Source organism: Singulisphaera rosea (assembly GCF_054877945.1).
On the sequence record NZ_JBTYIP020000030.1, the window covers coordinates 106,835 to 128,552 of the forward strand.

The 21,718-nt window shown below is 66.9% G+C and carries 16 protein-coding genes and 1 pseudogene; 6 read left to right on the forward strand and 11 right to left on the reverse strand.

The genetic code is table 11. The features are described 5' to 3' along the window. Positions 1 to 34: 34 nt before the first annotated feature. Positions 35 to 529: a hypothetical protein gene (locus tag ACYOEI_RS33590; RefSeq protein WP_462854423.1), complete on the reverse strand. Its 495-nt coding sequence runs from the start codon at positions 527 to 529 to the stop codon at positions 35 to 37. Positions 530 to 912: 383 nt separating this feature from the next. Here ACYOEI_RS33590 and ACYOEI_RS33595 point away from each other — a divergent pair, with 383 nt between their 5' ends. The 5 genes from ACYOEI_RS33595 (at position 913) to ACYOEI_RS33615 (ending at position 5,282) form a co-directional block, all read left to right on the forward strand. After that, positions 913 to 1,554, forward strand: coding sequence for an RNA polymerase sigma factor (locus ACYOEI_RS33595; protein WP_462854425.1), 642 nt, complete (start codon positions 913 to 915; stop codon positions 1,552 to 1,554). Further along, complete coding sequence (locus tag ACYOEI_RS33600; RefSeq protein ID WP_462854427.1) at positions 1,529 to 3,091, forward strand: protein kinase domain-containing protein; 1,563 nt, start codon at positions 1,529 to 1,531, stop codon at positions 3,089 to 3,091. Before ACYOEI_RS33595 ends, ACYOEI_RS33600 begins: the two co-directional genes overlap by 26 nt. Before the next feature lie 3 nt (positions 3,092 to 3,094). Next, on the forward strand, positions 3,095 to 3,745 hold the full coding sequence (locus ACYOEI_RS33605) for a hypothetical protein (RefSeq protein WP_462854429.1): 651 nt from the start codon (positions 3,095 to 3,097) through the stop codon (positions 3,743 to 3,745). Between the two features lie 243 nt (positions 3,746 to 3,988). Then, positions 3,989 to 4,582, forward strand: a complete 594-nt coding sequence (locus ACYOEI_RS33610) for a DUF1990 family protein (RefSeq protein WP_462854430.1) — start codon at positions 3,989 to 3,991, stop codon at positions 4,580 to 4,582. Continuing rightward, positions 4,497 to 5,282: a DUF1990 family protein gene (locus ACYOEI_RS33615; RefSeq protein ID WP_462854432.1), complete on the forward strand. Its 786-nt coding sequence runs from the start codon at positions 4,497 to 4,499 to the stop codon at positions 5,280 to 5,282. Before ACYOEI_RS33610 ends, ACYOEI_RS33615 begins: the two co-directional genes overlap by 86 nt. 221 nt (positions 5,283 to 5,503) lie before the next feature. Here ACYOEI_RS33615 and ACYOEI_RS33620 read toward each other — a convergent pair whose 3' ends face one another. The 4 genes from ACYOEI_RS33620 to ACYOEI_RS33635 all read right to left on the reverse strand — a co-directional run bounded on the left by ACYOEI_RS33620 (position 5,504) and on the right by ACYOEI_RS33635 (position 10,801). Then, positions 5,504 to 5,761, reverse strand: coding sequence for a hypothetical protein (locus ACYOEI_RS33620; RefSeq protein WP_462854433.1), 258 nt, complete (start codon positions 5,759 to 5,761; stop codon positions 5,504 to 5,506). A gap of 189 nt (positions 5,762 to 5,950) precedes the next feature. After that, on the reverse strand, positions 5,951 to 8,161 hold the full coding sequence (locus ACYOEI_RS33625) for a sigma-70 family RNA polymerase sigma factor (RefSeq protein WP_462854434.1): 2,211 nt from the start codon (positions 8,159 to 8,161) through the stop codon (positions 5,951 to 5,953). Positions 8,162 to 8,280: 119 nt separating this feature from the next. Then, positions 8,281 to 9,483 (reverse strand): DUF2092 domain-containing protein, encoded by a 1,203-nt coding sequence (locus ACYOEI_RS33630; protein WP_462854436.1) that lies wholly within the window; start codon positions 9,481 to 9,483, stop codon positions 8,281 to 8,283. Positions 9,484 to 9,532: 49 nt separating this feature from the next. Next, positions 9,533 to 10,801 carry a hypothetical protein gene (locus tag ACYOEI_RS33635; RefSeq protein WP_462854437.1) on the reverse strand — a complete coding sequence of 423 codons (1,269 nt, stop codon included), beginning with the start codon at positions 10,799 to 10,801 and terminating at the stop codon, positions 9,533 to 9,535. Between the two features lie 402 nt (positions 10,802 to 11,203). Between ACYOEI_RS33635 and ACYOEI_RS33640 the strand changes: the two are divergent. Further along, a pseudogene (locus tag ACYOEI_RS33640) lies at positions 11,204 to 12,215 on the forward strand (PDDEXK nuclease domain-containing protein). 74 nt (positions 12,216 to 12,289) lie between these two features. Here ACYOEI_RS33640 and ACYOEI_RS33645 read toward each other — a convergent pair. The 6 genes from ACYOEI_RS33645 to ACYOEI_RS33670 form a co-directional block, all read right to left on the reverse strand. After that, complete coding sequence (locus tag ACYOEI_RS33645; protein WP_462854439.1) at positions 12,290 to 13,234, reverse strand: WD40/YVTN/BNR-like repeat-containing protein; 945 nt, start codon at positions 13,232 to 13,234, stop codon at positions 12,290 to 12,292. An 83-nt stretch (positions 13,235 to 13,317) separates the two neighbouring features. Continuing rightward, positions 13,318 to 14,658 carry a hypothetical protein gene (locus tag ACYOEI_RS33650; RefSeq protein ID WP_462854441.1) on the reverse strand — a complete coding sequence of 447 codons (1,341 nt, stop codon included), beginning with the start codon at positions 14,656 to 14,658 and terminating at the stop codon, positions 13,318 to 13,320. Between the two features lie 222 nt (positions 14,659 to 14,880). Next, positions 14,881 to 16,692, reverse strand: coding sequence for a hypothetical protein (locus ACYOEI_RS33655; protein ID WP_462854443.1), 1,812 nt, complete (start codon positions 16,690 to 16,692; stop codon positions 14,881 to 14,883). A 301-nt stretch (positions 16,693 to 16,993) separates the two neighbouring features. Further along, positions 16,994 to 18,505 (reverse strand): IMP dehydrogenase, encoded by a 1,512-nt coding sequence (gene guaB, locus ACYOEI_RS33660; RefSeq protein ID WP_462854444.1) that lies wholly within the window; start codon positions 18,503 to 18,505, stop codon positions 16,994 to 16,996. A gap of 158 nt (positions 18,506 to 18,663) precedes the next feature. Further along, complete coding sequence (locus ACYOEI_RS33665; RefSeq protein ID WP_462854446.1) at positions 18,664 to 19,935, reverse strand: XylR family transcriptional regulator; 1,272 nt, start codon at positions 19,933 to 19,935, stop codon at positions 18,664 to 18,666. Between the two features lie 703 nt (positions 19,936 to 20,638). Then, the coding region (locus tag ACYOEI_RS33670) for an IS1380 family transposase (RefSeq protein WP_462854447.1) at positions 20,639 to 21,718 on the reverse strand (1,080 nt) is incomplete at its 5' end.

Genomic DNA, 21,718 nt, shown 5'->3' on the forward strand with positions numbered 1-21,718 from the left:
CAAGAGGCGACGGCAGGTGGTACGAGGGTTCGGTTCAAAGGGCCTCGCGGGCCCTCGCCAGCCGTTCACCGACCTCGATGAAGAGCTTGGCGAACCGGCCGAGGTGGTCCGGCAGCAGGTGGGGCTCGCTTTGGCCGTCGGTCGTGAGGAACCGGGGCGCGGTGTGGAGCAGCGTCGCGTCGCCGTCGCCGTGGTGCAGGGTGTTCCGGATCTCCCGGGCGATGGCGTAGCCGTTCATCAACTCCGGGTCGTCGGCGATGACGCCGAGGACGTCGGACGGCCTCTTGAAGCCGATCCGGCCGGCGTGCGCCTCCAGGGCGGCCTCGATCCTCACGAAGAACGCCCATCCGAGCTCGAGGAGCATCGACCGCGCCTGGGCGTATCTCCGGAACTCGAACTCGCCGATTTGCACGGACCGGCCATGCATGAACATGGGTTCGGTGGGCAGGCATGAGACGGCGTACTGGTACGCCGCCATGGCGTGCGCGACGGCGGTTTCCAGTCGTGACTGGGAATCGGCTGAGGTCATCGGTCGAACTCCGTCTCCATCCCCGGACGGGGCCCGACGCCGTCCCGGCCCTCGGGATGGTTGGCCTCGGGACATTACCATCCCCCTTTCGAGAAGATCAAGCGCAAGGAAGGCCGGACCACGCCCATTTCGACACTCGAGACGGGGAGGATCCACCTCAAAGGCTCGGAGTGCACTAAGGTAAATCCGGCGGATCGATTGGTATGTCGACGCCCTTTGTGCCCGTCGCGGTGATCCACCACTCCACTCCTCAGGCCCTGGGCCCCGTCCTTTGGAACGCCGGGCGGACGCGATTCGCAGTACGATGGCCGTTCGGCGGAATTTTCGAAGGGGCCTGAAAGGATTTCGATCGGCCCGTGAATCTCCGGGTGGGAGGAGAATTGATGAACGAGTCGCCCGCCACTCGACATTCGCTGATCGTCAAGCTGCGCGACCCGGCGGATACGGACGCCTGGCGAGAGTTCGTGGCCCTCTACGAACCGTTGGTGTACCGGCTGGTCCGGCGCAACGGGGTCCAGGACGCCGATGCGCAGGACCTCTGCCAGGAGGTCTTCCAGGCCCTGGCCCGGTCGATCGACCGCTGGGATCCCGACCGGGGAGGCTTCCGCTCCTGGCTCTCGGGGATCGCCCGGCACCTGCTCATCAACTTCCTCTCGAGGGGGAAGGCGTGGTCGCGGGGGAGCGGCTCCACCAGCGTGCATCAATGGCTCGCGGAGCTGCCGGCCGAGGACCCCGAGGCGACCGCGATCTTCGAGGCCGAGCACCGCCGCAACGTCTTCGTGTGGGCGGTCGAGCGGGTCCGGGGCGAGTTCACGCCCGCGACCTGGCAGGCCTTCTGGCAGTCGGCCGTCGAAGGGCGGGCGCCGAAGGAGGTCGCGGCCGAGCTCGGCATGACCGTGGGAGCCTTGTACGTGGCCCGGAGTCGGGTCCTGTCCCGGCTGAGGCGCCGGGTGGAATCGCTCGGCGAGGAGTCGGCGGAGATCCGAAAGGAGATCGACCATGCGTCCCCGGTCCGGCCCCTGTGATCTCGAACAGCTCCGGCTCCTCGCCGAAGACGCCTTGCCGCCCGGCGAACTGGCCGTCCTCGAGCGGCATCTCGAAGAATGCGACGCCTGCCGGGACCGCCTCGACCAGCGAGTCGGTGGCGACGGCTGGCTCTCGGCCCTGCGGAGTTCGCTCATCGCGGACCCGGCCGGCCTGGCGCCGGACTCGACACTGGCGTCGGCCCCGGTTCGGTCGTGGACGATCCCGGAGTCGCTCGAGTTCCTCGCCCCGTCCGACTGGCCTGACTCGCTCGGGAGGCTCGGGACGTACGAGGTCAAGGGCGTGCTCGGCCGAGGGGGGATGGGGGTGGTTCTCAAGGCGTTCGACCCCGCCCTGAACCGGAACGTGGCGATCAAGGTTCTGTCCGCGCCCCTGGCGACTTCGGGGGCGGCGCGGGGCCGGTTCCTCCGCGAGGCGAGGGCCGCGGCGGCGGTCGTCCACGAGCATGTGGTCGCCGTCTACGCCGTCGTCGAGTCGTCGGGGCTGCCGTTCCTGGTCATGGAATACGTCCCGGGCCGCTCGCTCCAGGAGCGGATCGACCGGCAAGGGCGGCTGTCGCTGGCCGAGGTCCTGCGGATCGGGATGCAGACGGCCTCGGGCCTGGCCGCGGCCCACGCCCAGGGGCTGGTCCACCGCGACGTCAAGCCGGCGAACATCCTGCTCGAAGACGGGGTCGAGCGCGTCCGCCTGACCGACTTCGGCCTGGCCCGCGCCGCCGCCGATGCCGCGATGACCCACAGTGGGGTCGTCGTCGGCACTCCGCACTACATGTCGCCGGAACAGGCCCGAGGAGAGACCGTCGACGCTCGGGGGGACCTCTTCGGCCTCGGCAGTACGCTCTACGCCGCCTGCGCCGGCTATCCGCCGTTCCGGGCCGAGTCGCCCCTGGCCGTGCTCCGCCGCGTCTGCGACGACGAGCCTCGTCCGCTCCTCGGGGAGAACCCCGAGGTCCCCACGTGGCTCGACGCGATCGTCGCCCGGCTCCTGGCCAAGGACCCCGCCCACCGGTTCCAGACCGCGAGCGAGGTGGCGGACGTGCTCGGACGCTGCCTGGCCCATGTGCAACAACCCCTGATGTCCCCTTTGCCCGAAGGGCTGCGACGCCCACCGGCGGCGAAACGCCATGGCACGGAGACTGCCGGGAGCTTGGCCTCGCTTGCGGCTCTCGTCGTTCTTGCGGTTGTGGCATTGGTCGTCTGGTGGCGTCCGGTGGCCCCTCGACCCGAGCCGTCGCCTCGGGCCACACCTCCTCCCCCGGCCTCGGCGACTTCGGCCAGCGACACGCTCTCTTCCGAATCGCTCCAACGCCTCATCGTTGAGGCGGAAGCGCGGGCTCGGAGCCTCCAGCAAGACGTCCTCGAACGACGAAGTGTCCTTCCTCGCGACGTCTTCTCCGAACAGGGCGCCGCGCTCATGCGTGAGGCGGAAGCCCTCGAACGCGAACTCCAATCGGGCCGCGGCTTCCCCGCGAGCCCTAACGAATCCCAGATCAACCCCGACCCTCGTCACGAGAGATGACCCATGAGAAGTCGACAGGTCTTTGTTTTCGTCGGTAGCTCCGCCCTGATCGCGATCGTGGCCTCGGCGATGGCCCAGGACGGCCCGCCACCGCAACCCCCTGCGGTTGAGGTTGCCCGCGAGGCGGGCGATCGAGAGGGTGGGGAGACCTACGCCCGGCAGGACAGGCCCTCGGATGGCCCTCCGGAGCGTGTGCTCCAAGACGTCGTCAGGCCGCGTGCCCCCTTGCCGCCCCAAACGCCCGCGCCGCCCGCGCCGCCCATGAGGAGCGAAGACATTGATGGCGTCCCCGAGAATGAAGGCGGGGCGGGGTTTTATCAGAGGAATGTGAACAGGCTATTTCGTTTGGACTCGAACGGAATGGAGGGACGCAACCCCGAGGCCGCGCTCAACCCGAAAGTCCAGGCCTTGCTGCGGAAGCTCGAAGCCGCGAAGGAGCAGGACAAGCGCAACACGATCATCGAGGATCTCCGCAAGCTCATCAACCAGCAGTTCGACCTACGCTTGGAGCGCCAGGCCCGCGACGTCCAGGCCCTCGAGGCCAAGGTGAAGAACCTCAAGGAACTGATCGCCAAGCGGGAAAAGAATCGAGACGACATCGTTTCCCGCAAGCTCGAGCAGATCATCCGCGACAGCGAAGGGCTCGGCTTCTGAATCCACCGAAACCCGGTTTCTTCGGCGAAACCGGGTTTCTCTTCTAAGAGACCCTCGTCGATCACCACCGAGTCCTAGTTCCATCCATGTTTCATCCGTGGCTAAAAAATCTCCGCCCTTGTACTTCACGCCCCCGCTCATTCCGGCTTGCGATTTGCACTTCAAACGACGTCACGGACGGATTTTTGCAGGCCAAGCCATGCCGCACCAGCCCTGCGGTTCTTCAAAAGGGTGGATGAAGCCGTGTTGGAGACATCGAACGCATTGTGTGCCGGGGCGGGGTTCGGACCCCTCTTCGAGCGGGACTATACGGGGACGATCGTCGACGCGTCATGCTCGCCCGAGGATGTCATCCGGAATCTCCGGAAGCATTTCGCGGATTTCGCCCCGGCGGAGACGGCCGCCTTCGACCGGCCCGACGGTCAGGAGCGGCCGCTCGAGGTTGGGGACGAGCTCAATATCCAGATTGCCCTGGTCGGACGCTGCAAGGTCCGGGTCGTCCACGTGGACGACTGCAGCATGACCTTGCGGACCCTCTGCGGCCACCCGGAGGCCGGGCGGATCACGTTCGGGGCGGACCGCGACGAGCGGGGACGTCTCGTGTTCCACATCCGGAGCAGGGCGAGGGCCAGCGGGGTCGTCCAGTACTTCGGGTTCCTGATGCTGGGTAAGCAAATGCAAGGGCGTTGCTGGATCCGCTTCATCCGTCGCGTGGCGGAGGAGTGCGGCGGCCGGATCGAGGGCGGAATTCATGTCAGGTCACGCCGAGTCGTCGACGATCCGTCCGACCGGGCCGGGTGCGACAGCCCGACCTTCTCCCGAAGCGGTCTGGGATGAGGGTGCCCCCTGGCGCTTCGGCCGAGGGTGGCCCGAGGCGGCCCTGAAGGCTTATGTCGCCGACCTTGGGCGTCGCAGCGTCAACTTCGACGTCCCGCCCGAGGCGATGACCCGCGAGAACGGCTGGATCATCGACGGGACCGACGCCGAGATCGCCACCGAGCCCCAAGGGCCCCCGCTCGCCGACGGCCCCTTCGCTCGGGCACGCCAGGCCCTGATCAACTACGACTTCTCCGACCCGAGCATCGTCATGGGTCACTTCGACCCGACGACCCCGCTCTCCGGCCGGAACATCCTGCTGGAGCTCAAGGTCCTGGGCCTTCGCTTCCTCTGCGGTGCGCGAGTCCACGAAGTCCGTGAGGAGCACGAGCACGGCACGTCCCACTTCGGGTTCCGCTACGACACCCTCCAGGGGCACATGGAGCAGGGGTTCGAGTGGTTCCTCCTGTCGAAGGACCACGAGACCGGGGGCATCCACTTCCGGATCCAGGCCCACTGGCGCATGGGGAACTTCCCGAGCTGGTGGAGCCAGGTCGGGTTCCGGATCCTCGGGGAACGCTACCGGGAACTCTGGCGTCGTCGCGCCCCCGACCGGCTCCGTCGCCTCGCCCGGCAACCCGTCACCGCGCCCGTCGCCGAGCCCGGCCAGCTCGCCCACCGCGGCGACGAAACCCCAACGCGAACGAGCCCGCCCGAGTGAGCCGATCGCCCACTCCGGCCGCGAGCCGTCCGCTCAACGTCCGAAAAGCGGTTCACGTTCGAGTCGTATCTCCTTGATACAAGCCCGAATCGCCGGCGAGTGAATCCTCGTCGCTTTCTCGCGGAATGGATGCACTCGCTGGCGCTTCGGGCTTGTCAGTGGCCATGCAACGGGAATGGTCTGGTGGATACAACCCGAGCGTAATCCACACCACGCTCGCGTCAATCCGAGCCGTGAAGCTTCACGAGCTTGTTGTAGAGCCCGAACATCAGGATCGTCGGGGCCCAGTGGCCGACGAAGATGGCCTCGGATTTCCTCCCCCTGGCGTAGAGGAGGGCCGAGAGCGTGACCGAGCCGATTGCCAGGCCGAGATACGTCCCGGAGGGGATCTGGCTGGTGAACTGCTCGATCTGCTTGGTCAGCGTCCCTTCCTCGTGCTCCCCCGGTCGCACACCCCCCTCGAAGATCGCTCGCGTCATGGCTTGGGTCCTCAATGGCCTTCGAGACTTGAGTCCTACCCCTTTCCCGCGAACGTTGTGCCACGAAACAAAGACGCGACGGCCGCCGTGGATTGCCGTCGCGTCTTCAAGTTGGTTGGCAAGAGGTCCGGACTCGCAGTGTCCAGCCACATGAATCTTGTCGCTGGCTTCCGTGTGGCTGGTCTTCTCCTATTTGCCCTTCACCGCCGCGACCGGGTCCAGGGCCACGAACTCGCCGTCGTGGATCCCCTTCATGACCTCGACATGCGTGTCGTTGGATGCGCCTAGGGTCACGTCGCGAACTTCGAACGTGCCATCGGATTTTTTCACGGCCACGCGAGTGCGGCCTTCCTCGTGGAGCACTGCCGCGAGTGGCATCAAGAGGACGTCCTCCAACTCGTCGACCAGGATTTCGACGCTCGCGGTGAAGCCTGGCCGGAGGTTGGGTTGGGCCTCATCGAATTTGATCGTGGTGGAGAAGACTTTCTCTGGCCGCGTGCGGGCTGTCGGGTCGGGCAGGGTGGGAACGGCTGTAACGACTCCGGTGTAGGTCATGTTTGGAAGCGCATCGACCTTGACGCGAGCCTTGAGGCCAGGGTGGACCCGATCGATCATGGCCTCGGGGACCCTGGCGATGACCTGGAGCGGGCCGTTGAGGTCTACGGTGCTGAAGAGCTTTTGCCTCTCGCGTACCACCGCCCCCACGGCAATCGTAGGTGGGTTGCCCGCATCTCGGAAGGGGTCGTTGGCCAGGATGAGAACACCATCGTCGAGGGCGTGGATCTTGCAACTCTCGATCTGCTCGTCGAGCTTGCTCAACTTGCTTTGCTCGAGTTTCCATATCTCCTGTTTCTGGAGAGCGGCCGAGCGTGCCTTCTCGACCTCAGCGTGAAGTTCTTTGAGGACCTTGTCCTTGGTGTATTTCTGGAGAACCATCAGCCGAGTCTGGGCCTGTTCAACCGCGACCTGCGTCCTGAGCACGGCCGCTTCAGCCTCTTCAATCCGGTCGTCTAGGTCGAGCTCGACGATGATATCGGCGGGCGTGGTCCCTCGGCCATTGAGGGCTCCGGCCAACCGCTGGCGGGCCTGCTTCGTCCGCGCGAGCCGGTTCCCAGCCCGCTTCATCGCGGCCTGGGCCTCGACGGCCGCGCCGCTCAGCGTCACGAATTCCTGCTTGTACACCCCTTCGAGGTATTCCGTGACCGCGATCTGAGCAACCTCATGGGCCAGCTTGGCATTCAAAGAGACGGCCCTGGCCGACTCTTCGGTGATCGCCTGGTTGATGCGTCGTTCCTTCAGCGCCGCGGGGTCGAGCTCGACGATGAGGTCGCCCTTCTTGACGTTCGCTCCGTCGGGAAGGATCGAGAGGATCTGGGGCATGTCTTTGAGCGGATTATAAACATCCGTGGCCTTCGAGGCCTCCAGGCGGCCCCGCTCGGCCGCGACGCCGTGGAGTTTGCCTCGCCCGACCGTGGATACGGGGACATTACCCGCCTGGGCGGTCTGCGGATCTCTGCCAGCCCCGCCCACTTCGCCCGTCGTCTTCTGGGCGAGGACCTCCACGCCGGCGACCGTCGCGCCGGCGACCACGAGGACGGAGGCGACCTTGAACCAATAAGTCATCGACATGGATAGAAGGACTCCCCGGGCCAGCGACATGGCGGCCCCCTTGATGAGTGTCGGGAATGTCGTCGAGGCGATCGCCGCCTTGATCGTAGACTCGAGCAGCGCCGGTGGGATCGCCATATCGAGGTCGGCGGGTCTGTGCATAGCGGCCGAGGGGACGACGGCCGGTGCGAAGCCCCGACGGAGGAGTCGACTCCTGAGCCGTTCTCGGCCTCGGGAAAGACGGCTCTTGACGCTGCCGACGGGCCACCCGAGGTGCCGCGCGGCCTGCTCCTGGCTGCAGCCTTCGAGGTCGCAGAGGACCACCGGGGCGCGGTTACGCTCGGGGAGTCGCTCGATCTCCTCGTGGAGCACGCGGGCGAGGTCGTCGACCTCGGCGTGCGTCTCGACGCTCGAGACGGCGGCGAGCCGTTCGAGCCTGCGTCTCCGCGTGGCGGCGGATCGTGCGCAGGATGCGGTGCGGTAGGCGACCTGATGGAGCCAAGGTCCCAGGGAGTCGCGCACCCAGAGCTTCCTCGCCTTCTTGACGAGGACGAGGAATGTGGCCTGGAAGGCATCCTGGGTGTCGTGGGGGTCGGCGAGGATGCTGCGGCAGACGCGGAGGACCATGGGGCCGTGGCGTTCCGCGAGTACGGCGAAGGCGAGCTCCGCGGCCTCGCTGCGGTCGGTGGCGAAGCGCTCGAGGAGCTGTCCGTCGGTGAGTTCGCGGATAGCCCCGACGTTGAAGAGCGTCCGGAGATCGTTGGCGAACGCCCTATCCTTGCCGACCGCCATGAGCTTGACCCTCCGCCGGACTCATGCCTCCCTCAGACATGGGTAATGTCATGAGCGTCGTGGGTCGTTCCGACATTCCGAGAAAAACTTGGGGCCGTACCTCAGTCCGCAGCCGGCCGTTAGGGCTTGGGGGGCGTTGCCAGGGCGCCGAGGTCGTCGCGCAGGGCCTTGATCACGGCGTCGCCGGCGCCGATGTGGACCTTATGCACGAGGCCCGCCTTGTCGATCAGGATGAAGGTCGGGAGTTCCGTCACGCCGAATCGTTCGATGGCCTTGTCCTCGGGGTCGAGCAGGACGTCCAACGAGAGCGGCTCCTTCTTGAAAAAGGCGGCGACGGTGGGAGTCTCCTCGCCGGCGTTGAGGGCGAAGAAGGCGACGTCCTTGAAGTCGGAACGCAGCTTGGCGAATGCCGGCAAGGTCTGGACGCTCCCGGCGTTCCACAACGCCCAGAAGCCGAGGACGACCGGGCGCTTCCCTCGGGATTCGGCGAGCGAGACCGTGCCCCCGCCGAGCTTGGGAGCGACCAACTCCGGCGCTGGCTTGCCCAGGAGGGTCTCGGGGGTGCCGCTGGTGAGCGCCGCCTCGAGGTCCTGGACCTGGGTCGCGTCCTTCGGCAATTCGAGGGCGAACCACTTCGGGTCCATCGGCCCGCCGATGGCCCAGGTCAGCGTGGCGGTCGTGGTCAGCCGGAGTGCGGCCGCGTCCTTGCCCGGGAAGTTCGAGACGCGGATCAGCTTCCTGGGCAGGGTCCGTTCCTCGGGCCCAACCCAGAACTCCTCCTCGTCGCGTCCCCAGGTCAGGCGGAAGTGCTCGAGAGACTCCCCGTCGACCGTTTCCTTGCCGACGAGCGAGGCCGCGCGGGTGCGTTCGAGGACGAACGCCTTCAGGCCGGGCCGGATCAGGCTGTCGATCAGCGAGCCCTTGATCGACGTGGCGAGGACCGGGTTCATTTCGAGCAGCCGAGAGGGGTGGGGCAGGGGGGCCCTCGCGTAGAGCTTCTTCTCGGGCAGATACGTGGTGACGACCCGGCCGTCGCCGACGACGATCAGGGTCGGGTCGGGGATGTCGCCGGGCCTCGCCTCGATGCGGAACCGCCCCGGGCGCTCGAAGTGGAACACGAAGCGGCTGCTGCCCGCGTCGCCGTCGCCCCCTTGCCACTCCAGCTTGACCTTCACGGTGTAGGGGGGGATCCCCTCCAGGGCCTTCTCCATCCGTGTCATGGCCGCTTCGAACTTCGGATCGACGGCGGGCTTGTCGCCTTGAGCCAGGGCCGTTCCGGTCGACAGGAAGACGAGGAGCAACGTCGGAGTCTGTGCTTTCATGAGTCGTTCCTGCTGTCGTAGGTGCAAGGGGTGCGTGGGCCGAAGAGTGTCAGAAGCCCAAGGTCCCGCGGATCTGGTCGACGAGCCCACCCAGTCGCCGGACGCGGTCGATGTTGGGGCCGGACCGGAAGCCGGCAATCCGGTTGACCCGGTTCAGGAGGTTCCCGTAAGTCTGGTCGAGCTGCGCGAACGCGGCCCGAATCTGGTCCGGGCCCGCGCCGCCGATGGCCGCTTGCCGGAAGGCGATCGCCGAGGCCCGCAAGGCCCTCGCGTCGGCGATGAACTGGTGGCCCTGGGGGATCCTGAGGACGTTGGGCTGGATCGCGGCGATGAAGCCGTCAGCCTCGCCTCCGAGCTGGTCCGCCATCGCCGTGGCTTCGCGGAGCCGACGCCCGGGGCCGGGCCCGAAGCCGGGCGTGGGGTTTGGGCCGGGGGGCGGTCCGGGCGGGGGCGTGAGGTCGGGGGGGATCCCCAGCGACCGGGCGATCCCGCCGAGGGCGACGGTCGCCGAGCCCCAGGACGCCCGGGCTCGCGCCAGCGCCGGGTTCCTGTCTTGCATCAAGGGCTGAACGTGCCGGGCTCGATCCCAGAGCGGCAGGAACGAGGCCCGCACCTGGGCCGGGTCCGGGTTGGACAGGCCGAACCGGTTGATCTGCTGGAGGCCAACCAGGATGACCTGGATGTCGAGCATCGCGCCGTCGAACGGCGGGACGCGGCCGACGTCCGACGCCAGGAACCCGTTCGCCGCGCTCAGGTGCGCAGAGGCGGCCTGGACGAGCTGCAAGAGCTGGTACCGGTCGATCGCCGGCGGCCCAAGTCCGGGGGGATATGGCCCCCCACCGGGAGGCGGAGGCTCGGGGAGCCCGCCGGGGCCCAGGGCCCGGTTGATCTCGAAGCCCAATCGTCCGATTCTCTGCACGACCGCGGTCGCGACGGGGGCGGTCCCTGGCGGGTTGTTCAACTCGGCCTGCACCGCGTCGAGTGACCGGACGAAGCGGTCGTACCAGACCCCTCGCTGGTTGGCGTCGCCCCCCGGCTGGAGCGTCCTCGAGAACGCCTCCGCCGCCCCTCTCAGGGCGTTCCCCCGGATCACGAGCTGATACCCCTGCGGCGTCCCCCCGACCTCGCGTCGGACCGCCGGGACGAGCTGCTGCGATTCGTCCTCGAGCCGCTTCGCCAACGCCGGCAACTGCCCCATCGCCGGTACATTCGCCGCGGGGGGCCCGTCGAAGTACCTCGCGTCGAACTGGGCCGTCGCTTCCCGCGCCTGACCCACGATCGAGGCGACCACGATCAGACCGAGAATCGTCCGTTTCATCGACTTGTCTCTCCGTAGAACGCGGCCCGAACGAACGCGAATTCGTCGATCATGGTCAAGGATTCCCGTGAGTCGCAAGCACCCGGGCGGTCCGTTTGTAAACGAGCCTCCCCGTACGTACGGGACGACGACAGGTTGAGAGTGGCCATGCGTCTTTCGGAACTATCCGAGGACTGGTGGAACACTGCTGGTTTGGAGGTGGTTTGTAAGCGATGGCCGGTCGGCTTGACTGGTAACGGGATCTGAGGTTAATATTGTATTGAGGGGAAATGTGTTATTTGTGGTAAAGTCTAGTTTTGTTGGCGCGATGGCCTGGCTCTGCGTTTGTTCGGAGTGGATTCGATGGCCTCGCGAGGAGCTTGAGGCGAAGGTGAACGGTCACCTGGAACGGGTGGGGGTCTCATGGAACTGAAACCTGCGGATCAATACGACGAACTCCTCCGGCGGATCGGCTCGACTCTGGAGACGGGGCGTGCCCAGGCGATCCAGGCCGTCCACGCCCACAACCTCGAAACCTACTGGCGCGTCGGGCGGCACATCGTCGAGTTCGAGCAAGGCGGCAAGGCTAAGGCCGAGTACGGGGCCGGCCTGATCTCGCGTTTGGCGAAGGACTTAACGCTCCAGCACCGCAGGGGCTTCAGCCGCAGCAACGTGTTCAACATGCGGCAGTTCTATCTCGCCTACCCAAAAGTCCAGACGCCGTCTGGACTTTTGAGTTGGTCCCACATGGTCGAGCTCCTCAAGATCGACGACCCGCTCGAACGCGGCTTCTACGAAAAGCAGATGGTGCTCGAACGTTGGGGCGTTCGGGAGTTGAAGCGGCAGAAGGAAAGCGGCCTGTTCCTCCGGATTGCGGCGAGCAAGGACAAGGAGGGTGTTGCAACTCGCCAGCCGGGGGCAGATCGTCGAGCAACCCTCCGACCTGCTCCGCGAGCCGTACATCTTCGAGTTCCTCAAAATCCCCGAGGCGGCCGTCCTCTCCGAGACCGAACTCGAGACCCGGCTCTGCGACCACCTGCAACAGTTCCTCCTCGAGCTCGGCAAGGGCTTCACGTTCGTGGGCCGGCAGTATCGCGTCACGCTCAACAACACGCACTACCGCGTCGACCTCGTCTTCTATCATCGCATCCTGCGCTGCTTCGTGCTGATCGACCTCAAGATCGACGACGTGCAACACCACGACATCGGCCAGATGAACCTCTACCTCGGCTACTTCGCCGCCGAGGAGAACGTGGAAGGCGACGATCCGCCCATCGGCATCATCCTGAGCCGGAACAAGGACGAACTGCTCGTCGAGTACGCCACCTACGGGATGAACAGCCAGTTCTTCGTGCAGAAGTATCAGCTCTACCTGCCGAACCGCGAGGAACTGCGGCGCGAACTGGAACGGACTCTGGCGGAGGACAAGGAATGACGGTGTCGTGTGAAGCGAGGATACAACCAGGTCGAGTCGGCGCCGGCCGCACCCTGGTTGCTTTTCGGACTGGGTCAACAGATGAGAACAGAACTCGGGGTCGGTAGTTTCCTGCGACTCTGCGACCAAGCTTGTCCAAACTCAGTTGATATGTATAGAGTTCCGTTGCGATCAGCCATGGCAATCATTGAAGCGTTCGTGGCGATGCAACCTGTGTCAACGATCCCATCGACCCACGCGGGTAGTCCGCCTTCGACAGCCACGAGGTGCCCATCCGGCTTGAGCGGTCGGCGATAAAGCCTCCCTTGAGTCGCAAAGGGATCCGTCGAGGCGGAGACGAGGATTTCATCGCCCGAGAACGCGACCGCGGAGCAGTGCGTTGCGTGCAGGCCGTCGCGTTCAATGGTCCACGTTGCTCCTGCGTCGCGGCTGATGCAAAGGCCGACCGCGGACGCCGCGGCGGCGATGCTCGGGTCGACCGGGTGGGCACGGATCTCATGAATATCGCTGTGGATGTCTATGGTAGGCTGCCAGGTCTTCCCGCCATCGATCGAACGGGGGATGCCCCCCACATGGACGTTGGCGAACAGGACGCTCGCGTCTGCGTTGGATGCGACGGAGCGGATTCCCAGCGGCGGCCCAAGACGCTGCCCGTTGACGATCGCCGATCCCGCAAACCAGGTCTCCCGGCCCTCGACGCTGTCGAACCCCGGGATCGGATCGAGCACGCCGCCGTCATGGCTCAGTCGCAACAGCCGTGCATCATCTGTCCCCACGTAGATGGCGCCGGCGGACATGCAGCACGAAAGCGCGGACTCGCTCATGGCGACGGTTGACCATTCGCCGCCTGGCGTTCGCCTGAACAGGGAGTTCCGGCCGACGATGGCGAGCACGCCGCCGCGTCCATCCGGTGCGAGGCCCGCGACGGGCTGGTTTGCAATCTCTTGCGTGACCCGATCGCCGGTGACCGCGAAGAGCCCCTCACTCCAGGTTGCGACGAGTATCGTCGGTGTCGTCACGGGTTGTTCCTCCGAAGGATTCGTTCCGGTGGACGTGACGAGGCCCGGACCTCGAGGGGATGAGGCCGGGCCTCTCGGGGCGATCAGGAGAAGTTCCGGACGTCGCTGGCGACGGGGGTGCGGATGAAGCCGGAGTCGGCGGGGGCTTCGTAGGTGATGGTGGCGAGGTCGGGGGTTTCGATGCGGCGGTAGCCCTGGATCTTGCTCTCGAGGGCGGCGTCGAGGATGCCGCCGGTGAGGAGCGTGCGCTCGACGGGGTAGGGGGGGCGGCCGGTGCGGAAGAAGTCCTCGATGCGGAGGACCAAGGGGTCGAAGAAGCGGGCGCCGGGGGGGGCGGGGAGGTAGACCAGGGTCGAGACGGTACCGGGGTTCGCGCCGCCGAGCTTGGCCGCGATGGTGGTGTCGTCGACGTGGCCGTTGAGGATCATCGCCGTGGCGCGGAAGCCGTCGGCGTATTCGACGACGAAGGCCGTCGGGTAGGAGAACTTGGTCTTGTGGAGGTCGCCGGCCACGGGGCGGAAGTCGAGGGTGTTCCGCTTGATGTCGCCGGGGTTGAGCGTGTGGCTGCGGCCGAGGGCGACCTTGAGGAGATCCCACGACCAGACGCCTTCGTCGCCCGCCTTCCACACGGCGTCACGCTCGAGGCAGGTCACGGCGACGACCCCTTGCGGCTTGCCGCCAAGGTCCCGACGCTCGACCATGCACTGCAAGGTCTCGAGGGCGTGGAAACCGAAGACCTCGATGTCGCCCCTCGACGCGACGACCGCGCCTTCCCAAGGCCGGCCGAGCGGGACTTCGACCGAGGGGAGCCGCCAGGTGATCGGCAGGCTCGACCCGGCCATCAGCGGGATCTTCAGCTCTCGGGCCGTGTCGACCATCGACTGCGCCTCGGCCCTGCTGTAGGAGAGGTGCTTGTCGATGAAGATCGGGACGGGGCGGCCCGACTTGCGGACAAGGTCCGCAACCTCGCGGAAGTACTTGCCGCGCGGGTAGAGCTTCTGGAGCTTGGCGTTGAGCGGGTAGTCGCCGTGCTCGGCGATCAGCAGCACGGCGTCGACGGCGAGCTCGCCGGTGCCGAGCGTCAGCGCGTCGGCGATATTCGGGCTGAACCGGACCCCGAACTGGTCGGCCTTCGCCCGGCCGAGGTCGGTCGCCTCGGGGGCCTGCTCGATGTACAGGCTGGCGATGTCGAACGCGGGCTTGTGCAGCCCCTCGCCACCGTAGATCTCGAACCCGTCGAGGAAGCGGCCGACGATGTGATAGGCGTGCGAGAGGTAGTGGTACACCGACGCCAAGGCGGCGACCTTCGGGCGTCGGCCTGGAGGGGGTGCCGCCTCGGCGGATGCCAACGTGCCGAGGCTCCCCAGGGCCGCGGTGGCCCCGGCTGCTTCCAAGAACGTCCGTCGCGTCGGTCCATTGCGCATCGCTTGTTGTCCTCCCCGTCGTTTCGGCGCCGACTCCGGTCTGACCCTAACCGTTCGGCCATTCTCGGGCAAGGCGCCGAGGCGGACGGGTGCGAGGTCGGGCGGAGGATCGGCCGAGCTCCGGGGGGAAGGATCGGTGCGTGCCTTCGAACGCGAACACCCCCGGGAAACGGTCCCGGGGGTGTTCGCTGGCGTCGGCTCTGCAATCGGAGGTGCTTCCGATCAATAATTCTTGCCGTGCAAAGGGGGGCCGACTCCGGTCAGCGGCAAGTAGTAAGTGTCGGTCGGGACCCGGTCGCCGGGGCGATAGTAGCCCAGGTCGTACTCGGACTCCCACGGCGGGTCGACGACGAGGTTGTAGGGCAAGAGGATGATCTGGGCGGCGAAGAGACCCATCGAGAAGAACGGCTGCGTGAGCTGGTTCCGCTGGATCGACTTGCGAGGGTCGTCGATCGGGTACGAGAGGTAGCGACCGGCCGGCCCGAAGAAGACCTCGGTGCTGTGGCCGTACCGCTCGAGCGCGGCGTCCTGGAAGTAGAGCGGAAGGTGGCAGGTCGCGGCCGCCGACCAGTACTTGCGGTTGGCCGACCAATCACGCTGCGGCAGCGGGACGAACTCGTCGGGGATCGGGATCGGGCGGATCGGCCGAGCCTCGGTCGGGCTCGGGGCCCGGGTGATGTCGAGCCGGGGCGAGGCGTTCCCCGACAGGCCGCCACCGCCCATTGCCGGGTTTCCGCTCCCGACGGTGGTGTCTCGGCCGGGGGGGGTGACGTCGAGACGCCGGTCGTCATCCTGGAGCTCTGCCACGCGGTCGACTTCGCGTTGCAACTCGGGGCTCAAGGTCGACTGATAGGGCTGGTCGGCACCTCGGGGGATGAAGGAGTCGTCCGACGCCATCGGCGCGTTCGACTCGCGGAACTGCTGGCGGACGATCGGTTCGACCTCGGTCGGTTGGGCGGCCGCCGTCGGCTGCGTGGCCGAGTCCGGCTGCGCGGGGGCTGGCTGGGGCTCCGGGGCGGGCTGCGCGGCCAACTCGGGGGCTGGCTGAGCGAGCGGCTCGGGGGCCGGCTGCGGCTGCACGTCCGCGGTCGGCTGGGGGAGCGGCTCGGGGGCCGGCTGTGTCTCCAGGGCCGAAGGCGTCGCGGGAGCCTGGGTGGTGGCCGGGTCCGCCAGCGGGGGGGCGGGATCGGCCGGAGGAGGCTCGGGCATCTCGGGGAGCGGCGGGAGCGACTCGGGCGAGGGCTTCGCCGAGTCCGGGGCCGCCGGCTTCGCCTCGGCGGTCCTGGCCTCACCTTCCGGGGCGATTGCGACGGTCGGCGGGGCCGCGTTCGGGTCCGGCGCCGGAGCCGAGATCGGTGCCGGGGCACTCTCGACCGGGTCGGATGCGTTCAGCGGGAGCGGAGGCAACTCGGCCATTCCCTCGTTCGAGGGGGGCAGGGTCGGGGCCGTCGCGACCGGGTCCGAGGCCGGCGGCGCCGGCGGGAGTGCCGCGGGTGCTGCCGAGGTGCCCGACACGGGCAACGGCGGCAGGGAATCGTTCGAGGTCGGGACCGGTGTTTCGACGACCGGAGAGGCGAGGTCTTCCGGGCTGGCGCTAACCAACCGGACAGGGTTGGCTGCCGCCGAGCGGTTGGTCCCGTATCGCGTCGGATTCGACGAGACTCGGATCGGCGCGGGGCCCTTGCGCGGCTTCGCCGCCGCCTCACGGAGCCCGCGCCTGGCGCGCTCGAGCCCCTGGACCAAGGCCACCTGCTCGGAGTCGTTGAGCTCGGCCTTGTGCGCCTCGGCCTCGCGGAAGAAGGTCAGTGCGCGATCATACTGCTGATATTTCAGGTAATCCCAGCCGTTGCGGACCAGGTAACGGGCCCCGCGCACGGCCAGGGACCCGGGGATGGTGGCGGTGGTGTTGGTGTTGGCCGTGCCCGAGCCGACGACCGGCGGGGGCTGCGGCGATTGCTGCTGGGCCACGAGCGTTGTGCCCGACAGGGCGGTCCCGAGGACCGCCGCCGTCCAGGCCGAGGTTGAGCGACGCAAGCCACGCCTCCTTGCTGGCTGGGGAGGGCCGGCCGACCGCAAGGTCGACGGCCCGAGACGCTGCGAATCCGTTCGCATCCGGGTCAATTCGATTGATTCTCGCGAAAGATGGGGCGTTCACCAACCAACGGACAGCCGGACGCCCAACCTTCCTGCCCCGGAACGTCGATCGTTCCGGATTTCTTCGCGACGGCCAGGCCTCCCCGCGTTCGATGAGATGTCGACGGGGCCGAAGGATCGAGGAGGCCTGCCTTTGATATCGATGTCCAACCGCAAATCGATCAGATCAGATCAGATCAGATCAGACGGAGCCGCGCCCCGCCTCGGACTCGTTGGTGAAGCTCGAGTAGTTGGGCGCTTCCTGGGTGATGACGATGTCGTGCGGATGGCCTTCGAGGACCGAGGCCCCGGTGACCTGGATGAACCGGCTCTTGGTCCGGAGCTCCTCGATCGTCTGGGTCCCGCAATACCCCATGCCTGCCCTTAGCCCGCCCACGAGTTGGAAGACATATTCGGCGAGGGGCCCCTTGTAGGGGACCCGCCCTTCGACCCCTTCGGGGACGAGTTTTTGGGGCGTCCCGTTCTTGGTGGAGTCGGATGTCCGGGGCGAGGCCTCCTGCCGGTAACGTTCGTGCGAGCCCTTGGCCATGGCGCCGATCGAGCCCATCCCTCGGTACGACTTGAAGCTCCGCCCTCGGTAGATGATGGTGTCGCCGGGGCTCTCGGCGAGCCCGGCGAAGAGCCCGCCGATCATCACGCAATGGGCGCCGGCGGCGAGGGCCTTGGCGATGTCGCCCGAGTAGCGGATCCCGCCGTCGGCGATGATCGGCACGCGTCCCGCGGCGGCCTTGGCCGCCTGGTAGACGGCCGTGATCTGCGGCACGCCGACGCCCGAGACGACGCGGGTCGTGCAGATCGAGCCCGGTCCAATGCCCACCTTCACGGCGTCGGCCCCCGCCTCGATCAGGTCCCGGGTCCCGTCGGCGGTCGCCACGTTCCCCGCGATCACTTCAATCGAATAATCCTTCTTGATCCGACGCACGGTATCGATCACGTTCTTGCTGTGGCCGTGCGCCGAGTCGACGATCAGCACATCGACGTCGGCCTCGAGCAGCGATCCGATGCGCTCGAAGTCGTTGACACCGACCGCCGCGCCCACGCAAAGCCGGCCGCGGCCGTCCTTGCAGGCGTGGGGGTATCGGTACAACTTGTCGATGTCCTTGATCGTGATTAATCCCTTCAGACGGTATTCATCGTCAACCAGGAGGAGTTTCTCTACCTTGTTTCGCGTCAGGATCCGATCGGCCTCCTCGAGGCTCGTGTCGGCGGGCGCGGTGACGAGGTTCTCCTTGGTCATGACCTCCTCAATCTGGAGGTCGTTCGACTCGAGGAAACGCAGGTCGCGGCGGGTGAGGATGCCCCGCAGCTTGCCCCCGGCGGTGATCGGGACTCCCGAGATGTTGTGCCCTCGCATGATCTCGCGGGCCTGGCCGACCGTCGCGCTGGGCGGGAGCGTGATCGGGTCGACGATGATGCCGTTCTCCGACCGCTTGACCTTGTCGACCTCGCGGGTCTGCTCCTCGATCGACATGTTCTTGTGGATGACGCCCAGCCCCCCCTCCTGCGCCAGCGCGATGGCGAGCTCGGCCTCGGTGACCGTGTCCATCGGGGCGGAGAGGATGGGGATGTTGAGCGCGATCTTGGCGGTCAGGTGCGTCTTGGTGTCGACTTGTCGGGGCAGGAGCTCGGAGTAGCCCGGTTCGAGGAGGACGTCGTCGAATGTGATACCTTGATAGGCGATGCGGTCTTGCATCGTGGGAAAAGCCTCCGAGCCCGACGAGAGGGTTAGTTCCGTCCACACCTGTCTGTCGTCGGGCGGGTCCAGGGTGCCTTTCCTTATCCATTACAGCCAGGAGTCGGGCTGCTGGCAAGGCCAACTGTGGCGGGATGTGGGCGCACGTACCGTGGGCGTCAGGCCGTCCCCGGGAGGTCCGCGGGGGGGAGGGGCATCGCCCCCTGGCGTGCCTGGAGCGCCCCGGCTTCCTCGGCGGGGAGGCGGGTCTGGGTGCCGAACTCCCGGCGGTAGGCGGCGAGGGTCGAACCGGTCGACTGGCGGAAGACCGTGCTCAGGTACTCGAGGTGGGCGAACCCCGTCCGCTCGGCGATCGCCGGGAGCGGGAGGCTCGTCTCGACGAGCAATTGCTTGACACGGAGCAGCCGGACGCCGGCGATCACGTCGTGGATCGTCCGGCCGAGCGCCGCGCGGAACCGGCGCTGGAGGACACTCCTCGACGCCAGGACGTGGGCGAGGACGTCGTCGACGCCGATCCCTTCGCAGGCATGCTCGCGGATGAACTGCACGGCGGCGGCCACGCAGGGGTCGGCGATCGCCGTCACGTCCGAGGACTGCCGGGCCGCGACCCCCAAGGGAGGGATGCTCCTCGACATCTCGGGGGCCGGCTCGCCGCGCATCAGGCGGTCGAGCAGGGCGGCGGCCTCGAAGCCGATGCCTCGGGCGTCGGGGATGACGCTCGAGAGCGGGGGATAGGCGAGCTCGCAGGCGATCGTCTCGTTGTCGACGCCGATGACCGCGACCTCTTCCGGGACGGCCACCCGGGCCCGTCGGCAGGCGTCGAGCGCCTGCACGCCGCGGAAGTCGTTGCAGGCCATCAGGCCGAGCGGCTTGGGCAGGGTCTTGATCCATCGGGCCACGCCGTCGACCTCGGCCTCCCACGACGGCTGCTGGTGCCCCCAGGAGACGCGCTGGGCCCTGCGGTACTCGTGGCAGGCGTGGCCGGCGCCGCAGACCCGGGCGACGAAGCCGTCGCGGCAGCTCTGCGACCAGGAGAAGTTGGGATAGCCGAAGAACGCGAGCTGGGTGAAACCCCGCTCCAGGAAGTGCTCGGCCGCGAGGGCCCCGATGGCCTCGTGGTCGCTCTGGATGTGGGGTGGGCTGGTCGCGGCCATCTGGTCGTCGAGGTTGACGGTCGGGATGCCCGTCTCGACGACCCGGCGGGTCGCCAGTGGGGAGAGTCGCGAGATGATCCCGTCGCCGTCCCACTCGCTGAGCCAGGGGGGGACGAGGTCCTCGAGCGATCGTTGTTCGAAATAGACGGTCCAGGGGCCGCATTCCCGGACATACTGCGCCACGCCGCGGAGGATCTCCCGGCCGTAGGACATCGACGTTTCGATGATGCAGGCAACGTGGGGAGGTCCGGACCGTCGTCTTCGGCGTCGTTTCATCAAGGGTAGTCGCCGCTTACCAAGGCAGGGGCCGGGCCGGACATTCGATCGGGCGGAATCGCCCGTGTTTCCGGTCGGGATGTGTTGACCCGGGACTCCGCGGCCCATCATACACGGCCCGGCCGGGGCAATCCAGTCGCGGGATCGCCCGACCGAAAACCTTAGAAAAAAAGCGGTAATCCTCGAGGGTCTGCATTGCTGCCCGCCCCTTATAACTCGCCCCGCATCTCCTGCCTGCCATGTAAATTAAGAAGAGTTGCTCGTCGGTGCCGTTCGAACCCGAAGAAAGGAGCCTCGAAGACTCGTTGGCTGTCGACGACCGGAGTGCGAACTTGCTTAAACCGTCGTCGTTGCCACGATGCATGCAGTGACGGTCCCCGCTCGAAAGCCTGGAGGTCGAGGGTCAGGCTCGCGACGCAAAGTCCGCCGGCCCCCCTGTCGAGTCGGAGGCGCCGGCCCGGAACCCATCTCCGTTTGTTTGATTGGCGAGGATTCCCGATCCTCGTGAGGCGGACGACCTTGATCGTCCGTTGGAAGGTCTAGCCCGGATATTTCATAGGCCCTCTGGATGCCGACGGGGGACGATGCATAAGCACACTCCTTCGTGTCGGATGGCTCTGCGGTCGGTGTCCGGCCCCGATGCGCATACCTTCCCCCTGACCCCCGTCGCAGGGGCCTCAATCGATCTCGCGTTTTTCTCGCGTCATCCCGTCCTGGCCCCGGGACTCAAGGGCGCCCCCGTCAATCGGCTGAGGACTTCCTGAAAGACCTCTCGGTATGGATAACTACTGGCCAGGTGGAACACCACCCGACGGGCCGTCACCACCACGCGAGCCGCTACCTTGAACAACTTCAGGCGGATCGTCCCTGCCTGGGCTCGCGCCATCTCCGTCCCCTTCAAGCCCACTCGTCGCAACGCCTGAATCAACACATAAGCCGCCGCACTCAAGAGCAAGCGGAACTGATTGGCCACGAACCGATGGCAGCTCGTCCGGTCCGCGAACAGGTCCAATTGCTGCTCCTTGATCCGGTTCTCCATCTCTCCCCTGAGGCAATACACCTCCTCGTACAGCCACTTTGGGTCGCCCGGCAGGTTCGTCACCACGAACCGGGGGTTCGCCCCCTTGGCCAGGTGCTCCCCCTTGACGATCACGCGCCGCGCCCGATCCCAGGTCCCCGCCCTGTAGGAGAATGAGCCGAACATCCGTTGCGGCTCACCGGTGCGACGGAACTCCCGCTCCGCTCCCTCGATCTCATCCTGCGCCTGGCGCTTCAGGGCCGCGTTCTGGGCAAGGCCGAGGATGTAGCCGATGCCATGCGAATCGCACCATCGCATCAGCCGCCAGCGGCAGAATCCGCTATCCCCACGGATCGTGATCTTCACCGCAGGCCACGCGGCGCGGAGCCGATCGACCAGGAGTTTCAAGACGGCTCGGGTGTGCTTGCTGGCGTCGATGTCGCTGGTCCGGAGGTAGGACACGAGCAACTCGTCCCCGCAGAAGACGTACAGAGGAAGGAAGCAATAGTGATCATAATATCCGTGGAAGAATCTCCCTTCCTGGTGGCCATGGACCCGATCATCGGTGGCGTCGAAGTCGAGGAGTAGATGCTCCGGGGGGCACGGGTGGGAGGCGATGAACTGATCGACGAGGACACGAGCGACTCTGACCAAGGCCTTTCGATCGACGCGGTTCTCGAGCCGGCAGAGTGTCGATGGCGATGCGAGCGGGGATTCGCTATCGGGGAGGGTCGAGGCGGAGACCTGGAGTGCGGGGTCGGTGCG